The 15732-nt window shown below is 37.9% G+C and carries 18 protein-coding genes; 4 read left to right on the top strand and 14 right to left on the bottom strand.

Annotated features, from left to right (window positions below; translation table 11 throughout):
- Positions 1 to 63: 63 nt before the first annotated feature.
- From mraY to mraZ, 6 genes are all read right to left on the bottom strand, one after another.
- Positions 64 to 1305 carry a phospho-N-acetylmuramoyl-pentapeptide-transferase gene (gene mraY / locus AOB46_RS13745; RefSeq protein ID WP_062700318.1) on the bottom strand — a complete coding sequence of 414 codons (1242 nt, stop codon included), beginning with the start codon at positions 1303 to 1305 and terminating at the stop codon, positions 64 to 66.
- Between the two features lie 34 nt (positions 1306 to 1339).
- Positions 1340 to 2800 (bottom strand): UDP-N-acetylmuramoyl-L-alanyl-D-glutamate--2,6-diaminopimelate ligase, encoded by a 1461-nt coding sequence (locus AOB46_RS13740; RefSeq protein ID WP_062700316.1) that lies wholly within the window; start codon positions 2798 to 2800, stop codon positions 1340 to 1342.
- 63 nt (positions 2801 to 2863) lie between these two features.
- A complete protein-coding gene (locus AOB46_RS13735; protein ID WP_062700314.1) occupies positions 2864 to 4855 on the bottom strand; it encodes a penicillin-binding transpeptidase domain-containing protein in 1992 nt (663 codons plus the stop codon).
- Positions 4839 to 5204, bottom strand: coding sequence for an FtsL-like putative cell division protein (locus tag AOB46_RS13730; RefSeq protein ID WP_062700312.1), 366 nt, complete (start codon positions 5202 to 5204; stop codon positions 4839 to 4841). Before AOB46_RS13730 ends, AOB46_RS13735 begins: the two co-directional genes overlap by 17 nt.
- 96 nt (positions 5205 to 5300) lie before the next feature.
- Complete coding sequence (rsmH, locus tag AOB46_RS13725) at positions 5301 to 6194, bottom strand: 16S rRNA (cytosine(1402)-N(4))-methyltransferase RsmH (protein ID WP_062700310.1); 894 nt, start codon at positions 6192 to 6194, stop codon at positions 5301 to 5303.
- A 41-nt stretch (positions 6195 to 6235) separates the two neighbouring features.
- Positions 6236 to 6694 (bottom strand): division/cell wall cluster transcriptional repressor MraZ, encoded by a 459-nt coding sequence (gene mraZ / locus AOB46_RS13720; protein WP_062700308.1) that lies wholly within the window; start codon positions 6692 to 6694, stop codon positions 6236 to 6238.
- A gap of 272 nt (positions 6695 to 6966) precedes the next feature.
- Here mraZ and AOB46_RS13715 point away from each other — a divergent pair, with 272 nt between their 5' ends.
- The 3 genes from AOB46_RS13715 (at position 6967) to AOB46_RS13705 (ending at position 8863) form a co-directional block, all read left to right on the top strand.
- Positions 6967 to 7728 carry an alpha/beta fold hydrolase gene (locus AOB46_RS13715; protein WP_062700306.1) on the top strand — a complete coding sequence of 254 codons (762 nt, stop codon included), beginning with the start codon at positions 6967 to 6969 and terminating at the stop codon, positions 7726 to 7728.
- Positions 7729 to 7797: 69 nt separating this feature from the next.
- The gene (gene yihA / locus AOB46_RS13710) at positions 7798 to 8421 is read left to right on the top strand and encodes a ribosome biogenesis GTP-binding protein YihA/YsxC (protein ID WP_062700675.1); all 624 of its coding nucleotides are present in this window, start codon (positions 7798 to 7800) and stop codon (positions 8419 to 8421) included.
- Positions 8414 to 8863, top strand: coding sequence for a GNAT family N-acetyltransferase (locus AOB46_RS13705; protein WP_062700304.1), 450 nt, complete (start codon positions 8414 to 8416; stop codon positions 8861 to 8863). The genes yihA and AOB46_RS13705 overlap by 8 nt, the downstream gene beginning before the upstream one ends.
- A 71-nt stretch (positions 8864 to 8934) precedes the next feature.
- Here AOB46_RS13705 and AOB46_RS23220 read toward each other — a convergent pair whose 3' ends face one another.
- From AOB46_RS23220 to AOB46_RS13685, 6 genes are all read right to left on the bottom strand, one after another.
- Positions 8935 to 9225, bottom strand: a complete 291-nt coding sequence (locus AOB46_RS23220) for a hypothetical protein (RefSeq protein ID WP_131724381.1) — start codon at positions 9223 to 9225, stop codon at positions 8935 to 8937.
- 17 nt (positions 9226 to 9242) lie between these two features.
- Positions 9243 to 9611: a DUF6232 family protein gene (locus AOB46_RS13700; RefSeq protein ID WP_062700302.1), complete on the bottom strand. Its 369-nt coding sequence runs from the start codon at positions 9609 to 9611 to the stop codon at positions 9243 to 9245.
- A gap of 19 nt (positions 9612 to 9630) precedes the next feature.
- Positions 9631 to 9837 carry a hypothetical protein gene (locus AOB46_RS23655; RefSeq protein WP_082377141.1) on the bottom strand — a complete coding sequence of 69 codons (207 nt, stop codon included), beginning with the start codon at positions 9835 to 9837 and terminating at the stop codon, positions 9631 to 9633.
- Between the two features lie 124 nt (positions 9838 to 9961).
- On the bottom strand, positions 9962 to 10627 hold the full coding sequence (locus tag AOB46_RS13695; RefSeq protein WP_062700300.1) for a response regulator: 666 nt from the start codon (positions 10625 to 10627) through the stop codon (positions 9962 to 9964).
- Between the two features lie 12 nt (positions 10628 to 10639).
- Entirely contained in the window at positions 10640 to 12277 is a 1638-nt protein-coding gene (locus AOB46_RS13690; RefSeq protein WP_062700298.1) for a tetratricopeptide repeat-containing sensor histidine kinase, read from the bottom strand.
- Between the two features lie 75 nt (positions 12278 to 12352).
- A complete protein-coding gene (locus AOB46_RS13685) occupies positions 12353 to 12553 on the bottom strand; it encodes a hypothetical protein (RefSeq protein WP_131724379.1) in 201 nt (66 codons plus the stop codon).
- Between the two features lie 382 nt (positions 12554 to 12935).
- Between AOB46_RS13685 and AOB46_RS13680 the strand changes: the two genes are divergently transcribed.
- Positions 12936 to 13790 carry a hypothetical protein gene (locus tag AOB46_RS13680; RefSeq protein ID WP_062700290.1) on the top strand — a complete coding sequence of 285 codons (855 nt, stop codon included), beginning with the start codon at positions 12936 to 12938 and terminating at the stop codon, positions 13788 to 13790.
- Positions 13791 to 13830: 40 nt separating this feature from the next.
- On the opposite strand, the gene msrA is transcribed toward AOB46_RS13680, so the two are convergent.
- On the bottom strand, positions 13831 to 14385 hold the full coding sequence (msrA, locus tag AOB46_RS13675) for a peptide-methionine (S)-S-oxide reductase MsrA (RefSeq protein ID WP_062700288.1): 555 nt from the start codon (positions 14383 to 14385) through the stop codon (positions 13831 to 13833).
- Between the two features lie 346 nt (positions 14386 to 14731).
- Positions 14732 to 15700 carry an ROK family protein gene (locus tag AOB46_RS13670; protein WP_062700286.1) on the bottom strand — a complete coding sequence of 323 codons (969 nt, stop codon included), beginning with the start codon at positions 15698 to 15700 and terminating at the stop codon, positions 14732 to 14734.
- Between the last annotated feature and the right edge of the window lie 32 nt (positions 15701 to 15732).

Here is a 15732-nt window from a genome sequence, read left to right as displayed (position 1 = left end):
ATTATTTTGATTTAATGATTAAAAGATTTTAAATGCTTCAACCTTTTAATTTTTAAATTGATTTTATCTCATTTTCAGTGTGATCAGACATACGATAGCCAGTATTACTCCAATAATAATCATACGGTTCACGATTTTGCTTTCGTGAAACCCTTCTTTCTGATAATGATGGTGTAATGGTGACATTCTGAATAGTCTGTTATTTTGGGCATATTCCAGCCCGTATTTTTTCTTTCTGTATTTGAAGACGATTACCTGAAGCATTACGGATAGGTTTTCAATTAAGAAAATTCCGCATAAAACAGGAATCAACAGCTCTTTTCTCAGGATAATAGCTAAAACAGCGATTACTCCTCCCAGCATTAAGCTTCCGGTATCTCCCATAAAAACCTGTGCTGGATAGGTATTATACCAGAAGAACCCGATTACGGCACCTACCATGGCCACGGCAAAAATGGTTGTTTCTCCCATATTCGGAAGGAACATGATATTGAGGTAGTCTGCAAAGATGATATTCCCGGAAAGGTAGGCGAATAATGCAAGAGTAAGCAGTATAACAACACTGGTTCCTGCGGCAAGGCCGTCTATACCGTCTGTAATATTAGCTCCGTTGGATACGGCGGTTACAATGAAGATAACGATAGGAATAAAGACAATCCATGCCCATTCATGGGCATCTTTATCATTCATCCAGAACAGAATTCCGCTGTAATCGAATTCATTGTTTTTAGCAAAAGGAACAGTGGAAACTGTTATTTTTTCTGTAGGCATGAAGTTCTGCTCTACGTTGTTTCTGTTCACTACTTTTGCATCTGCATATTTTCTTTTAACGGTAATGTCCGGGTGGAAATACATGGTGATCCCGACAATCAGTCCTAATCCCACCTGCCCGACTACTTTAAATTTACCGCTCAGGCCGTCTTTATTTTTTTTAATTTTCTTTAAATAATCGTCCAGAAAACCAATTGCGCCCATCCATAACATAGAAACCAGCAGAAGGACGATGTAAACATTGGTGATCCTGGTAAATAACAGAACCGGAATGATGGTTGCCAGAATGATGATTAATCCTCCCATGGTAGGGGTTCCTTCTTTCTGCTTCTGTCCGTCTAATCCAAGATCACGTACCAATTCGCCCATTTGTTTTGTTCTCAGGTAGTTGATGACTCTTTTTCCGTAAACCAGAGCAATCACCAGAGAGAAAAGCACGGCAATCCCTGCACGGAAGGAAATGTATTTCAACATTCCTAATCCGGGGATATGGATTCCATGGCTGGTTAAGTATTCGTATAGATAATATAGCATGTTGTCAAGTTTTAATTAATGATCGTTTTAAATTTTACTTACTCATTAATTTCCAAAGTTCATTAATCGTTTCTTTATCGTCAAAATGATGTTTTACACCATTGATTTCCTGATAGGTTTCGTGTCCTTTTCCGGCTACGAGAACAATATCTTTCGGTTCTGCAAACTTTATGGCCATTTTGATGGCTTCTTTTCTGTCCGGAATTGAAGTGTATTTGCTGAAGTTCTGAGGTTCAACGCCTGCTTCAATTTCTTTGATGATCTGTGCCGGATCTTCTGTTCTCGGATTGTCTGAAGTGATGATGGCCAGTGTTGATTTTTTTGTGGCAATATTTCCCATTTCAGGTCTTTTCGAGTGGTCTCTGTCTCCTCCGCATCCGAATACGGTAATCAGTCTTTCATTCTTGGTTCTGATGTCATTAATGCTGTCCAGAATATTTTCTAAGGCATCAGGTGTGTGTGCATAATCTACGATGAAGAAGATTCCTCCATCTGATTTGAAGGTTTCAAATCTTCCGGAAACTCTTTTCAGCTTACTTACAGCCTGAAGAATTTCATCCTGTTCAAAGCCTAGCTCCTGAGCAATTCCGAAAACCAAAAGAAGATTGTATACATTGAATTTTCCGGTCAGTGTTGTCCAGAATTCTTTTCCGTTGAAGTTCAGCAGCATCCCGTTAAAGTCAACTTCAAGAAGCTTTCCGTGGTAGTCTGCCATGGTTTTCAAAGCATAGGATTTTTTCTTTGCTTTGGTATTCTGAAGCATTATGTTTCCGTTTTTATCATCAACATTGGTGATGGCGATGGCTGTATCTTCCAGTTCGTCGAAAAATCTTTTTTTGGTTTTAAGATATTCGCTGAAGGTTTTATGATAATCTAAATGATCGTGGGTAAGGTTAGTAAATCCTGCCACTTTGAAGTGCAGTCCTTCTATTCTGTTTTGTGCAATACCGTGGGAACTTACTTCCATGAAAGCAAATTCGCATCCTTTTTCTACAGCTTCAGCCAGAATTTTATTGATGGTGATTACATCCGGGGTGGTATGGGTGGCCGGAATGATTTGGTCTCCTATTCTGATCTCAACAGTGGAAAGTAAGGCAGAGTCATAGCCTAAATTTTTGAAAACATCAAAAAGCAGGGTAGATACAGATGTTTTTCCGTTGGTTCCCGTAACTCCTACCAGTTTTAATTTTCTGGATGGGTTTCCGTAAAAGTTAGATGCCAGATGTCCTAAAGCTTTGGAAGAATCATTTACCTGTATGTAAGTTATATTTTCCGCCAATACTTCAGGCAGTTCTTCGCAGACAATTGCAGAAGCTCCTTTTTCAATTGCTGACGAAATGAAAGAGTGGCCATCAGAAACAGTTCCTTTTATTGCAATATAAAGGGAGTTTTCTGTAGCTTTTCTGCTGTCGAACACCAACTCGGAAACTTCACGGCTGCTGTTGCCATGAATTGCTGTTACCTGGATTCTGTTTACTAATTCTGTTATTATCATTTTTATTAATAGGATCTCATCCTATTCCTTGTTAAATCGTTCCTTCGGAACTTTATTTTTCCATTAATTCTGCAGCGAAAGATAAATTCTCTGGTTCTTACTGATTGTAGTGCCTTCCAGCGGGAACTGCTCTTTGATTCTTCCTACTCCTTTATAATCGACACGGTATCCTAAGTTTTCCAGTTGTGGAATTACATTTTTACCGATAAGTCCTACTACGTTAGGCATTTGTTTATCATTAACTGCTATTTTAACATTGGGCTCAACCATTTTGCTCAGGTCTACCTTTTTGTCTACCAGCATTTCTTTTTCAATATTCTGCGGTGTTTTCAGGAATGTTTTTCCTGCAATTTCTTTAAACACCGGTGCTGAAACGGCTCCTCCATAAAATCCTTTTGCTGTATTGGGTTCGCTGACCATTACATAGCAGGTGTACTTCGGATTATCAGCCGGATAGAAGCCCGCGAATGATGCACGGTATTTCATGGGGCCCGGAATCCAGTATTCAAATCTTGCGGTTCCTGTTTTTCCTGCCATTTTAAGGTTCGGGGTGAAGATGCTTCGTCCTGTTCCTTTTTCTACGGCTTTGGTCAGGGCGCTGGTCATCATTTTGATGGCTTTTTCTGATGCCATTTTACTGACCATTACCTCAGGTTTTGCGGTGTACATCACTTTTCCGTCTTTCATGATTTTGTCTATGAAAAGAGGTTTTACCATTTTACCACCATTAGCAACTCCGTTGTAGAAAGTTGCTAACTGTAATAGATTGATGTTTGATGAATACCCGAAAGAAATAGAGGCCAGAGTGGCTGCGTTCCATCGTGAATGCTGCGGGGTAAGGATTTTAGGCTTTGTAATCCCCGGCAGCTCGATATTCATTTTATCAAATAATTTCCAGCGTCTGAGATGATCCAGAAATATCTGTGGCTTTTCAGCATAATATTTGGTGATCAGTTTGGCGGTTCCCACGTTACTGGATTTGGCCAGAACATCACTGATGTCATAGGTTCCTCCGCCGTGGCCGTCTGAAATTCTTTGCTTGCCATAGATCCAGATACCGTTTCCTACGTTCACTGTGGTATTTTCATCAATAAAACCGTCATCCATTGCTGCCAGCAGGGAGATGGTTTTAAAGGTAGACCCAGGTTCTATATTATCTTTTAAAGCGTAGTTGTATGAATCTTCATATTCACCTGATTCTGTTCTTTTTAAATTCACCAGTGCACGTACTTTCCCGGTTTCTACTTCCATAACGATTACGGTTCCGTGCTTTGCTTCGTAATTGATGAGCTGTTTTTCTAATGCGGAGTGGGCAATGTCCTGAATCCTAAGATCCAGGGTTGTGTATACGTCTTCTCCGTCTACAGGCTCTTTAACTTTCCAGTAATCAATTGGTTTCCATTGGGAAGAATTGATTCTCTGTTCCAGCCTTTTTCCGTCAGTTCCGGTCAGATATTTGGAGAATGCGCCTTCCAGTCCGGATTTGTATTCACCGTTATCCATCCCGATGGTTCCGGCTCCGATTTCTGAAGTGGCTAATTCTCTTTTGTAATTTCTGTCAACAATAAATCCTCCTTTATTTTTTCCTTTTTTGAAGATCGGGAAGTTTCGGATTCTGTCGTACTGATCAAAATCAAGACCTTTTACCAGTGTGTAGTATTGGTTTTTTTTCTTTTTCTGCTCGTCAAATTTCTGTCTGAATTCTCCTCTGGATTTTCCGAACATTTTGCTCAGGGAATCTGTAAGGGCCCCGATATTGTTGGTGTAGACACTGTCTTTCATGGTTTTAAAATCAAGATAGATGTCATAACGCATTACGGTGGTTGCCAGAATAGAACCGTCTGAGGCGAAAAGGTTTCCGCGGGCTGCTTTCAGGGTAGCCTCGCGATAGTTTTTATTAATGTAATCGTCTTTAATTTCCTGAACGTTAGTGTTTTGCAGTACTACAATTCTTGCAAGAAACATTACAAATACGCACAGGGCTGCCACTGCGAAGAGATAGCCCCACCTTAACGTTTTTTTACGTTTGTTGTCGTATTCATTTTGTTTTTGCATCTGTACTGTCTAGTTTAATTAGCAGTTTGTGAGGATGGTTTTCGAGGGTCATTAAAGAATCCCTCGCTACTTCTTTCCCCAGTTCCGATTCCATTTTTACTTTGATCAGCTTACTCTGGGCGTAAGCATTTCTCGATTTATATTCTTCTGTTTCTTCTTTTAAAGCATTAACAATCTTAATCTTTTTATTGACGAGGTGATTGGTGTAGATCATCGCCATCATCAGGACAAACAACAGGAGAAAATACTTGTAATGTATTTTGATCTCATCACGGTTCAGAAAATTCCCTTTTATAATGTCTATAAAAGTGAGTCTTTTCTGTGGGCGATTTGTTGTTCTTTTTGCCAATTTATTTGTCTGTCAATTTGCTTTGCCGTGAATTCACTTCGTTGTCAATTGCCAATTTTGTGATGTAAAAACACAAATGACTTTTCACGATTCACTTTATATTTTAATTCCTGTTCTCATTTTGGCACTTCTTGCTCTTGAGTTTTCTTCGATCTCCTCACTATCCGGGATAACCGCTTTACTCTTCAGAAGTTCAAATGCTTTTTTATAATTTCCGTAGATATCTCTTTCCGGTTCACCTTCAAACATTCCGTTCTTTAAAAACCTTTTTACCAGACGGTCTTCTAATGAGTGGTAAGAAATAACAACAAGCCTTCCTTCCGGTTTCAGAATATTGTAGGCCTGAACAAGCATTTCTTTTAAAACATCCAGCTCCTGATTCACTTCAATTCTTATGGCCTGAAAAAGCTGGGCATAGAATTTATTAACCTTATGGGGTGGAATGTAACTGAATAACTTTTTCAGGTCTTCCGTGGTATTGATGTTTTTCGTTTTTCTGTGATGAACGATTTCTCTTGCCAGCTTTCTGGCTTCTCTCAATTCTCCGTAGTGGTAGAAAATATCAGCCAGTTCTTCTTCTCCATATTCGTTAATTACGCGTTTGGCATCAAGATTCTGCATCACGTTCATTCTCATATCCAAAGGAGCATCACTTCTTGTTGAAAATCCTCTTTCTGCTTCATCAAACTGATGGGATGAAACGCCCAGATCTGCAAGAATACCATCTACCTGAGAAACTCCATACATCAGCAGGGAGTTTTCCAGAAATCTGAAATTCTGGTTTACCAGTGTAAACCTGGGATCATCAATTGCATTTTTAAGGGCATCGAGATCCTGATCAAAGCTGAACAATCTTCCTTTATCCGAAAGCCTGCTCAGGATTTCCCTGGAGTGGCCTCCGCCTCCAAAAGTGCAGTCCACGTATATTCCGTCCGGATTCGTCACCAAATCATCAACACTCTGCTTTAATAAAACGGGGTTATGGTACATGCTTAACTTGTGTTTTTTATCACGCTACAACTGCGTGGTTCTTATTCTTCATCGAAAGAGCCCATCACATCTTCAGCAAGGCTGGCAAAATCGGCTTCGTTGGTAGCAATCACCTTTTCATAGGCGTCTTTATCCCAAATTTCGAAAAGCTCTCCTGCGCTGGTAATTACAGTGTCTTTCTGAAGGTTTGCAAAGGTTACCAGATCTTTAGAGATCTGAAGTCTTCCTGCATTATCCAGTTCTACTGTTTTTACGCCTGCCGTAAACATTCGTATGAAATCAGCATTCTTTTTAATGAATCTGTTTAATTTGTTTATTTTGCCCATCAGTTTGTCCCAGGCATTCATTGGGTAAACTTCCAGACAGGGTTGGAACACAGATCTCTTGACTACAAACGCCTTATCGTCGAAGTTTTCCATCTGTTTAATTAAAGATGAAGGAACTTTTAAGCGGCCTTTGTCGTCAATTTTACACTCATATGTTCCAATGAAATTTTTCATTTGGGACAAATTTATATAAAAGTTTCCAAAATTTCCCACTTTTTCCCACTTTTTGACTTAATGTTAATAAGTTTTATTAAAGATTTAGCTTTTAAGGGGTAAGTGGCTGGTATCCGGAAGGTTGTGAAAAGTCTTATTTAAGCCATACTAAAGTGGTTCTGAAAAAAATGAAGAAAAAGGGGGAGATTATATTATTTTTATTTTAAATTAGGGTAATCAAAATATTTTTGAGGTTTAATTTGTATTTTTGCAAGGCTTTATTAAGGCATTATATGATATTTAGTACAAAAAAAGAAAAGAAATATACTTTTGTAGAGGCGGGAGAAGGACATCCATTGGTGCTGTTGCACGGTTTAATGGGTGGTTTGAGTAATTTCGATAAAATGGTAGATTTTTTTTCGGAAAGAGGTTTCAGGGTATATGTGCCTCAGCTGCCGATCTATGATCTGCCGGTACTCAATACAAATCTTACCACGCTTGCAAAATATATTATCAAGTTTATAGAGAGTCATATTTCAGGACCTGTTACTATTGTAGGAAATTCAATGGGAGGGCATGTAGGGCTTATTTTAACCCTGGCAAGACCGGATCTGGTAAAGAATCTTGTTCTTACCGGGAGTTCAGGTCTGTATGAAAGAACTTTCGGAGACAGTTTTCCCCGAAAGAATGACCGTTCCTACATCAGGAAGAAAACGGAGGAGGTTTTTTACGATCCGGCAATTGCAACAGAAGATCTTGTAGAAGAAGTATTTTCTGTGGTGAACGACAGGATGAAAGGAATCAAGACGGTGATGCTTGCAAGAAGTGCCATCAAACACAATATGCTGAATGACCTTCCCAAGATCAAGACTCCTACGTGTCTTATCTGGGGAAAACAGGATAATGTAACACCTCCGGAAGTAGCAGAGGATATGCATAAGTTTATCCCGAATTCAGATCTGTTCTGGATTGATCACTGCGGGCATGCTGCGATGATGGAAAAACCGGATGAATTCAATGAGATTCTGTACAGCTGGTTAAAAAATAAAGTATAAATACATACAACATATAATGACCATTAAGAGCTTTTCTTAATGGTTTATTTTTCTAAAAATATTCGAGAAATGGTTATTAAAACAGCAAATTTTGTAAAGAGCAGCGGAAAATGGCAGGATTGTCCTGAGCCAACGCTTCCTGAATATGCTTTTATCGGAAGATCTAATGTAGGGAAGTCGTCCCTGATCAATGCGATGATGAATCATAAGGATCTGGCCAAAACTTCTCAGACTCCGGGAAAAACACAGCTGATCAATCATTTTTTAGTAAATGAAAACTGGTATTTAACGGATTTACCAGGCTATGGATATGCCAAAGTTTCCAAGTCTATAAGAAAGGATTTTGAAAAACTGATTACCAATTATATTTTAAACAGGAGGAATCTGGTGAATCTTTTTGTGCTGGTAGATATAAGACATAATCCTCAGAAAATTGATCTTGAATTCATCCAATGGTGCGGGGAGAGCGGAGTGCCGTTCTCTATTGTATTCACTAAATCAGATAAAATCAAGCCGGGAGCTGTGGTAACCAATGTGGAAGCTTATAAAATGGAACTTCATAAGACCTGGGAGGATCTTCCAGAGCTGTATGTAACGTCTGCGGAAAAGAAGGAAGGCTGTGAGGAAATCCTGGATTTTATTGAAAAGACGAATGACTTTTTAACGCTTAACCATGTCACTTTTGATGAGTAATATAGTCTGGAAGATTAAAACATTTGATGAATTTACCGTACCGGAGCTGTATGCTATCCTTAAAGCCCGTATTGATGTATTTGTGATAGAGCAGAACTGTCCTTATCCTGATCTGGATAATTATGATCAGAAAGCGGTTCATATCTGGGCAGAAGAAAACGGTGATGTTCTGGCTTACTGCCGTATCTTTGATAAAGGAATCAAATATGATGAAACTTCTATCGGAAGAGTGCTCACAACAGAAAGGGCGAGGGGAAAAAGCTTAGGAAAGCAGCTGATCCAATATGCTGTGGAAACAATAGAAAACCGTTTTCATACAACAGCGGTAAGAATTTCTGCACAGGATTATTTACTGAGGTTCTATTCCGGGTTCGGATTTGAAGATACCGGGAAAAAATATCTGGAAGATGATATTCCCCACACGGAAATGGTCAGAAAATAAAAAAGCGAAGAGAAATCTTCGCTTTTTTGATATATGTTGAGTGTTTTTAGTTTTTTTAGATGGATAGAGGTTTAATTACAACCTGAGCAATATGACCGGTCTACATATTGTTTGCTGTTTCCCGTGTAATAATAACAACCACCTCTTTTGCCTACATACAATTGGTTTCCGTTATAAGTACATCCTCTGTTTGATGCGTATGATGTAAAGCTTCTGCTATTGCTGTTTTTTTTGCTTTTTGAAGTTTTTTTCTTTGGTTTCTTGTTAGAGATTTCAGACTTAGTCTTTTGTGGTGCAGCCGTGAAGCTGGCAGGAAGTAATAGACCTGAGCCTAAGAGGGTAGTGAAGAGTAGTTTTTTCATAGTAAAATTGTTTTTAATTAACCTCGGTGGATGATGGCATCATTTAATGCATTGACGATTTTTTGAATGTAATCTCTGTTTTTTGAAGTGATACTGTTAGCCTCACCCGCATTAGTGCTTATTCTCACAGCATATTCATTCTTAATTGAAAATAGCCACCAAATTCCTAAAGCTATAATGATTATTCCTATCCAGAAAATATCCTTTGAGAAAAGAAGAAATAATCCGAAAATGATCATTAATACTGCTTTAGTTCTACTTTTAATTATTTCAAAAACATGAACAGAAGATATATTTCTCATGGCGTATGTTTTTGATTCGGTAACATACCGGGATTGTGTAACTGTTACAAACCCGTCTTGGTAAAATGTAAGTTCGTTTTCCATGATTTAAGTCTTGTTATGATTATTTGGTATGACAGGCATTTGAGCAATAATAGCAACCGTTTGACTTTGGGTAATCTTTTTTTGCTTCTTTTATAGCCTCTACACAAGAGGAAAACGTACCTAAGTATTTTCTGTTTTCAATGCTCGGCAGAAATGAGCAATTTTCGTTATGTACCTCGTGATCTCCATCAGATTGTGCTGTTTTGTTTACATAGTACTTTTTCATAATCGTTTGTTTTAATTGATTTATTTTTCAAAAGTAATGTCCTTTAAAACCCAATCCTTACGGGAATCCGTAAAACAAAAAAGCCTCTCAAAAATGAAAGGCTGTATCATGAGTTTTTGAAATCTTAAATAATTCCCAGGTCTTTACAAAACGCTACAAGCTGTTCGTTGCTGGTTACCTGCAGGTCTTCTTTTAGGCTGTTCAGCTTTTTTTCTACACTGCTCAGGCTGTTGGGGGTAATTCCTTTTGCTTTAAGATGATCAGGAATGTTTTTTTGCAGAATTCCTTTGGAAAGAAGGGAGACAATGTTGATGTCATAGGCTGTGAATTCGTAGCTGTTGAGCTTTTTAACTTCTCTTTTCAGGTCTAAAGATAAATAGTTTTCATTGATAAAAACAGAGGCAATGGACTTTTTTAATTCCTTGGAGTCGTTTCTCGCTTTTCGGACGTAGCCGTTGATGTGGTATTGGGTAAACAGGGAATCTATAATTCCGGATTTATGCTCTGCAGAAAAAACGATCACTTTAATGGAAGGCTGCAATTCCCGGATTTTCTGGATAAGTTCTATCCCGTTTTTTATATTTTGCTCGCGGTGGTCTTCTTCAAAGGAAAGATCGGTAATGAGCAGATCATACAGATCATTTTCCCGGATGGATTTCTGGATTTTAGCGAGTGCATCATCACAATAGTAGACATAATCAGCATTGGTAATATGAAGGTCTTCTAATGTTTTCTGTACAGAGATGCTGCTGCTTTCATGGTCTTCGGCTATTAAGATTTTTTCGAACATTGTTTTACATTTTTAAGAAACAGGAAATGAAATGTTGATTTTCAGTCCTTTTTCGGTTTTGGTGTCAAAAATAATAGCTCCTTTTATAGCTGCAATACGGGAAACCGTATTGGTAAGGCCATTTTTGTGAATGATGTCACCCGGAATTCCAATTCCGTTATCTGTATAGTGGATCTCAACCTGGTTTTCAGATCTTTCAAATTTTAAAACGACACGGGATGCCTGGCTGTGTTTTTTCATATTTACGAGCAGCTCGCGGATGACCTGATAAACTTCTTCAAAATGAGATTGGGGCATGGTTGTCCATATTTCTTCTTCATTGCCTACGGTATAGGTGTCTGTATCATCATTTTTGAACGAAGCGATAAGATTGGAAATTTTTTCCTTACAATCTTTTGGGCTGCCCATCTGATCCAGTTTATCGTAGGAAATGTCTCTTGATTTTTCGTAAACAAATTCAAGCTCGTCAAGGGCCTTTTCTTTATCGAAGCTTTCCTGATTTTCTATTTTGGTCATCACCTGATAAATACCGTTAGCCACAACATCATGAACTTTTTTGGACATTTTGAGCTGGGTGTTTTTGACTTCGAGCTCTTTTTCCTGTTGAAGTCTTATTTTTCTTTTTCTATACCAAAATCCTCCACCAATCAAGAGAGTAGATAACGTCAATAAACCAAAATTCTTTTTTAAACTATTGGATTTTAGTATTTCATTTTCGGCTCTTCTTCCTTCTAAATCATAACGGACAAATGCAAATTGATTTTTTGCTTTATTTCTTTCAGTTTGGAGATCACTATTGATAGAAATAAATTTTTGAAAATTTGTTAGATAATTCTGCGGATCTAGTATTATAATTTTTTGTAATGCTAGTATTTGATCGCTAGGTCTTTTAGTATTGACAGCTGTTTCAAACATTTTTTTGGCAAAGGATAATGATAATGATTTATCTTTTTTTGCATAATATTCTGATAGAGTTTCAAAACTAGAGTTTTTTCCCAATTCATCTTTATTACTTTCTCTAATCTCTAATGCCTGATATAATTCAGGAAGAGGATTATAATTTTCATCATCAAGATATTTTGCTTTCGCAAGATTATTTAAGGCCTTTGAGTAATTAGTACTATTATTGGTGAGTAAAGCCTTTTGTAAATATTTTTTAGCCAGTTTAAAATTTCCTTGTGTAACTAATACATCGCCAATGTTATTATAGCATAAAAGTTTATCATCTTCATTTTCTATATATGTTAAAGCTTTAAAATAAAAATCAAAGGATTTGTCAAAACTTTTAAGAAAATGAAATGCTAGAGCAATATTATTGTAATTTGTTGCTAACGTACTCCTTACGGTACTGTCTTTTTCCTTTTTAAGATATTTGTTGGCCTCCAATGAAGATTCAATTCCTCCATAAAAATCTCCTTTGTTGGTCTGAATCATAGCCATATTTACTAAAGATTTTGCTATCCCTAATGAATCGTTAATTTTAAGATAATCATTTTTAGCCAAGTTATAATAGTAAAAAGCAGAGTCTGCTGCATTTGATTCTCTGCAAACCCTCGCCTTTTTGTAATTTTTATTATCATATGCTATATATTTTTTTTTCTTACATGAGAATAGGGCTAATCCTAATAGGACAAATAGTAACCATTTCATAGCTGCTTGTTTTACATGCAAAATAAGAAAAAGGACAGATTTGTACAATCTGTCCTAGTATTTTACGTGTTCTTATTAAGGTTTAGGCTGAGGCGGCGGCGGTAGTTGACCTGAGTTTCCTCCTACAGGCTCTCCAGGTTCTCCCGGATCTAAACCTGCACCGCCGCCGCCGTCGCTCTGCACGGTTACCGGATTTTGTCCGTTATTATCTGTTACTGTATGGGCATTATTATTTGAGAATGCTAAACCTAATAGCATTAGAATGAACTGTATCATCTTCTTAAAAATTTAAAAATTGGGTACTTCTGCAGTTGCCCGCGAAACCGATCACAGGTAGAGCTGCATGCTTAAAAAATTTGAAGCGCTTCTAAATTTTTGGGAAGTGAACCTTCAAAAACGGAGGAGAAAACATCTGCTTCCCAACCCGGAGTTTTACCTCCGTTTTATCTGGTAGTTTGAAATCAGTTTTGTATTTTTGTTTCTGTAATGTTTTGTTTGTCACTGATTTCTATGGCAAAGTTGTAGAAAATAATGCAGGTGATTGCTGACAGAACATCGACATCGATAGACAAAGAATGGACAGATGCTGTGTTACGGAAAGCCGTAATGTGGTATGATGAAAAATTACCTATTTTGTAACGGCTGTAAAAAACTAAATATGTCCAAGGTAAAACTATTAATTCATGAGGTTTTTAGACTAGGAGAGATAGGCTCAGGAAGGGATACGAAGAATGGGATAGCTTTATATTTAAGTCTATATTTAAGCGATACATTGAATTTTGATATTGCAGACAGAACCTTAGTAAGGTATTACGATGCTTATATTGCAGAGACAGGGGAAAAAGTCAAGATTGAACCCTATAAGCTTGATAAGCTTAGCCAATATGCAGGCTATAGAGATTTCTCAGAATTTTCCAGGACTTTCATTAAAACAGATGAAAAAGCGAACTCTACAACGGTAAAAATAAGGGTGGACAAAGATGAAGAATCTATTACCGAAAATCTTTCTAAAATCAACATCAATATTACAAATGAGCAGCATTTTAAGATGCCGGACTTTATGAAAAAGAACGGTATGGGTATTATGGAGATTGCTCTACTCATCTGTCTGGTTACCGGAAATGTACTTTTTTCCAATAATAAGAAAGTGAATAAAGACTATTCAGGAGCTTTGGGGTTTATGTCAATGGGGTCTTCTGCCGAAAAGAAATACATGTACTGGAATGGAGAGAGGTATATAGGGACCGACAGCAGTTTTATCAGACCCGGGCTTACAATAGTCGCCATGAACAAACATGATTTTATATATTTCAAAAAGATTATGAGAAAGGATACATTGACAGACCTGAATGCTGCCGGGAAAACATGGTATTCAAAATATAATAATGAAGTTGAGTTTTTTACAGCTGATGGTGTAGATCCCGATACAGGACGGGAATTAAGAAGATCAACTTCCTGGATTATATTCAAATATGCAGGAAAACAAAAAGATACACTAGTGGCAGAAGAATAAAAAAAGAGAGACAAATTTTATTTTATCTCTCTTCCTGTTTTTATTCTGCATTCAGCATTTCCAATGCTCCGTAATGTTTTTTGAACTTCTGGATCTTAGGCCCTACCACTGCGCTGCAGTAAGGCTGTGTGGGGTTTTCATTATAATATCCCTGGTGATACTGTTCTGCCGGCCAGAATTTTTCAAACTTTGTAAGTTCTGTAACATATGTTCCTGGCCATCTTCCCGAGGCTTCAGATGCTTTTAAAGCTTCTTCTGCTTTAGCTTTTTCAGCCTCATCTTTATAGTAAATAACCGAACGGTATTGGGTGCCTATGTCATTGCCCTGTCTGTTCAGCTGGGTAGGATCATGAAGGAAGAAAAATACATCCATAAGCTGTTCATAAGAAATAACAGCAGGATCATAAGTAATCTGTACAACTTCTGCGTGGCCCGTTTCACCGGTGCAGACTTCTTCATAGGTCGGATTTTCCTTGTGCCCTCCCGAATATCCGGAAACAGCAGACTTTACTCCTTTCAGCATATTAAAACAGCTTTCCACACACCAGAAGCAGCCGCCTCCGAAAGTGATCTGCTCAAATTTATTATTCTCCATTGTAATTGATTGTTTTTATTCATTGTTTTTGCAGGGTTGTGGTCCCGAAAAACCAATCAAAAGTAAGAAAAACTTTAGTGGTTTTAAATACAAATAATGCAAATGTTACATCGATAGAAACTATAAATGAATGAAATATCTTGGTGTCACGATACTAAAGCCCGTGGATGGTCTTTTATTATTTAGAAGGATTAATGTCCGCCTCTATTGAATAAATTCTACTAACTGTATTAAAGGATTTCTGTGGCATTATATTCCCTTATTTACTAAAAGAAGATCTGTACATATTTGTATCGTGAACAAAAAAAGCAGCCATATAGACTGCTTGATTATTTAATTTATTCTCTTATTTCTCCCAGACAAGGGCACTTGCTCCTAAGATTGCTGCATCTGCTTCATCCAGCTCACTGAAAACCAGTTTTACCTTATTTCGGAAGATCGGCAGAAGGTTCCTTTCCATGTAGAGTTTAGCGGGCTTCAGAATAAAGTCTCCAGCTTTGATTACGCCTCCGAAAAGAAGAATGGCTTCCGGTGAAGAAAACATTACAAAGTTGGCTAGAGCTTCACCCAATTTCTGTCCGGTATATCTGAAAACCTCAATAGCGATAGGGTCTCCTTTCAATGCACATTCATGAACAGTTTTAGAATTGATTTCATCTTCAGGGTACTGATTCAGCATGGATTCAGGAAATTCGGCTCTCATTTTCTTGGCTGTAATAGCGATTCCGGTTGCAGAAGCATAGGCTTCCAGGCTTCCTTCAGATCCTGTGCTCCAGTGCTTTCTTCCGCCGGGCTTTACAATGGTATGTCCCAGCTCTCCGGCAAAACCGTCATGTCCGTAGATCAGGCTGCCATTGGAAATAATTCCGCTTCCAACGCCTGTTCCCAGGGTAATCATGATGAAATCTTTCATTCCGCGGGCTGCTCCGAAAAGCATTTCTCCAAGAGCGGCAGCATTGGCATCATTGGTCACCTTACATGGAAGGTTGAATTTGGCAGTCATCAGATCTGTAAAATGAATAACGCCTTTCCATGGCAGGTTAGGGGCCTGTTCTATTGTTCCTTTATAATAGTTGGCATTAGGAGCGCCTACTCCGATTCCGTCAAAGTTTTTTTCCGTGCCGTGCTTTTCTATTAAAGGGTGTACCTGTTCATATAAAGCATCAATGAAATCTTCTACCTTATCATATTCATCGGTTCTCAGACTTCCTTTTTCCAGGACTTCGCCGCGGTGGTTTACTACTCCGAACTTTGTATTCGTTCCTCCGATGTCAATTCCCAGGGCAACTTGTTTTGATAAATCTATTAATGACATTTCTATTATAATTCTAAGGCGTTAAAATTATA

It is taken from the genome of Chryseobacterium indologenes (assembly GCF_001295265.1).
In the GTDB taxonomy this organism is placed as follows: Bacteria; Bacteroidota; Bacteroidia; order Flavobacteriales; family Weeksellaceae; genus Chryseobacterium; species Chryseobacterium indologenes_A.
This window is presented reverse-complemented; position numbering and strand designations above follow the sequence as displayed.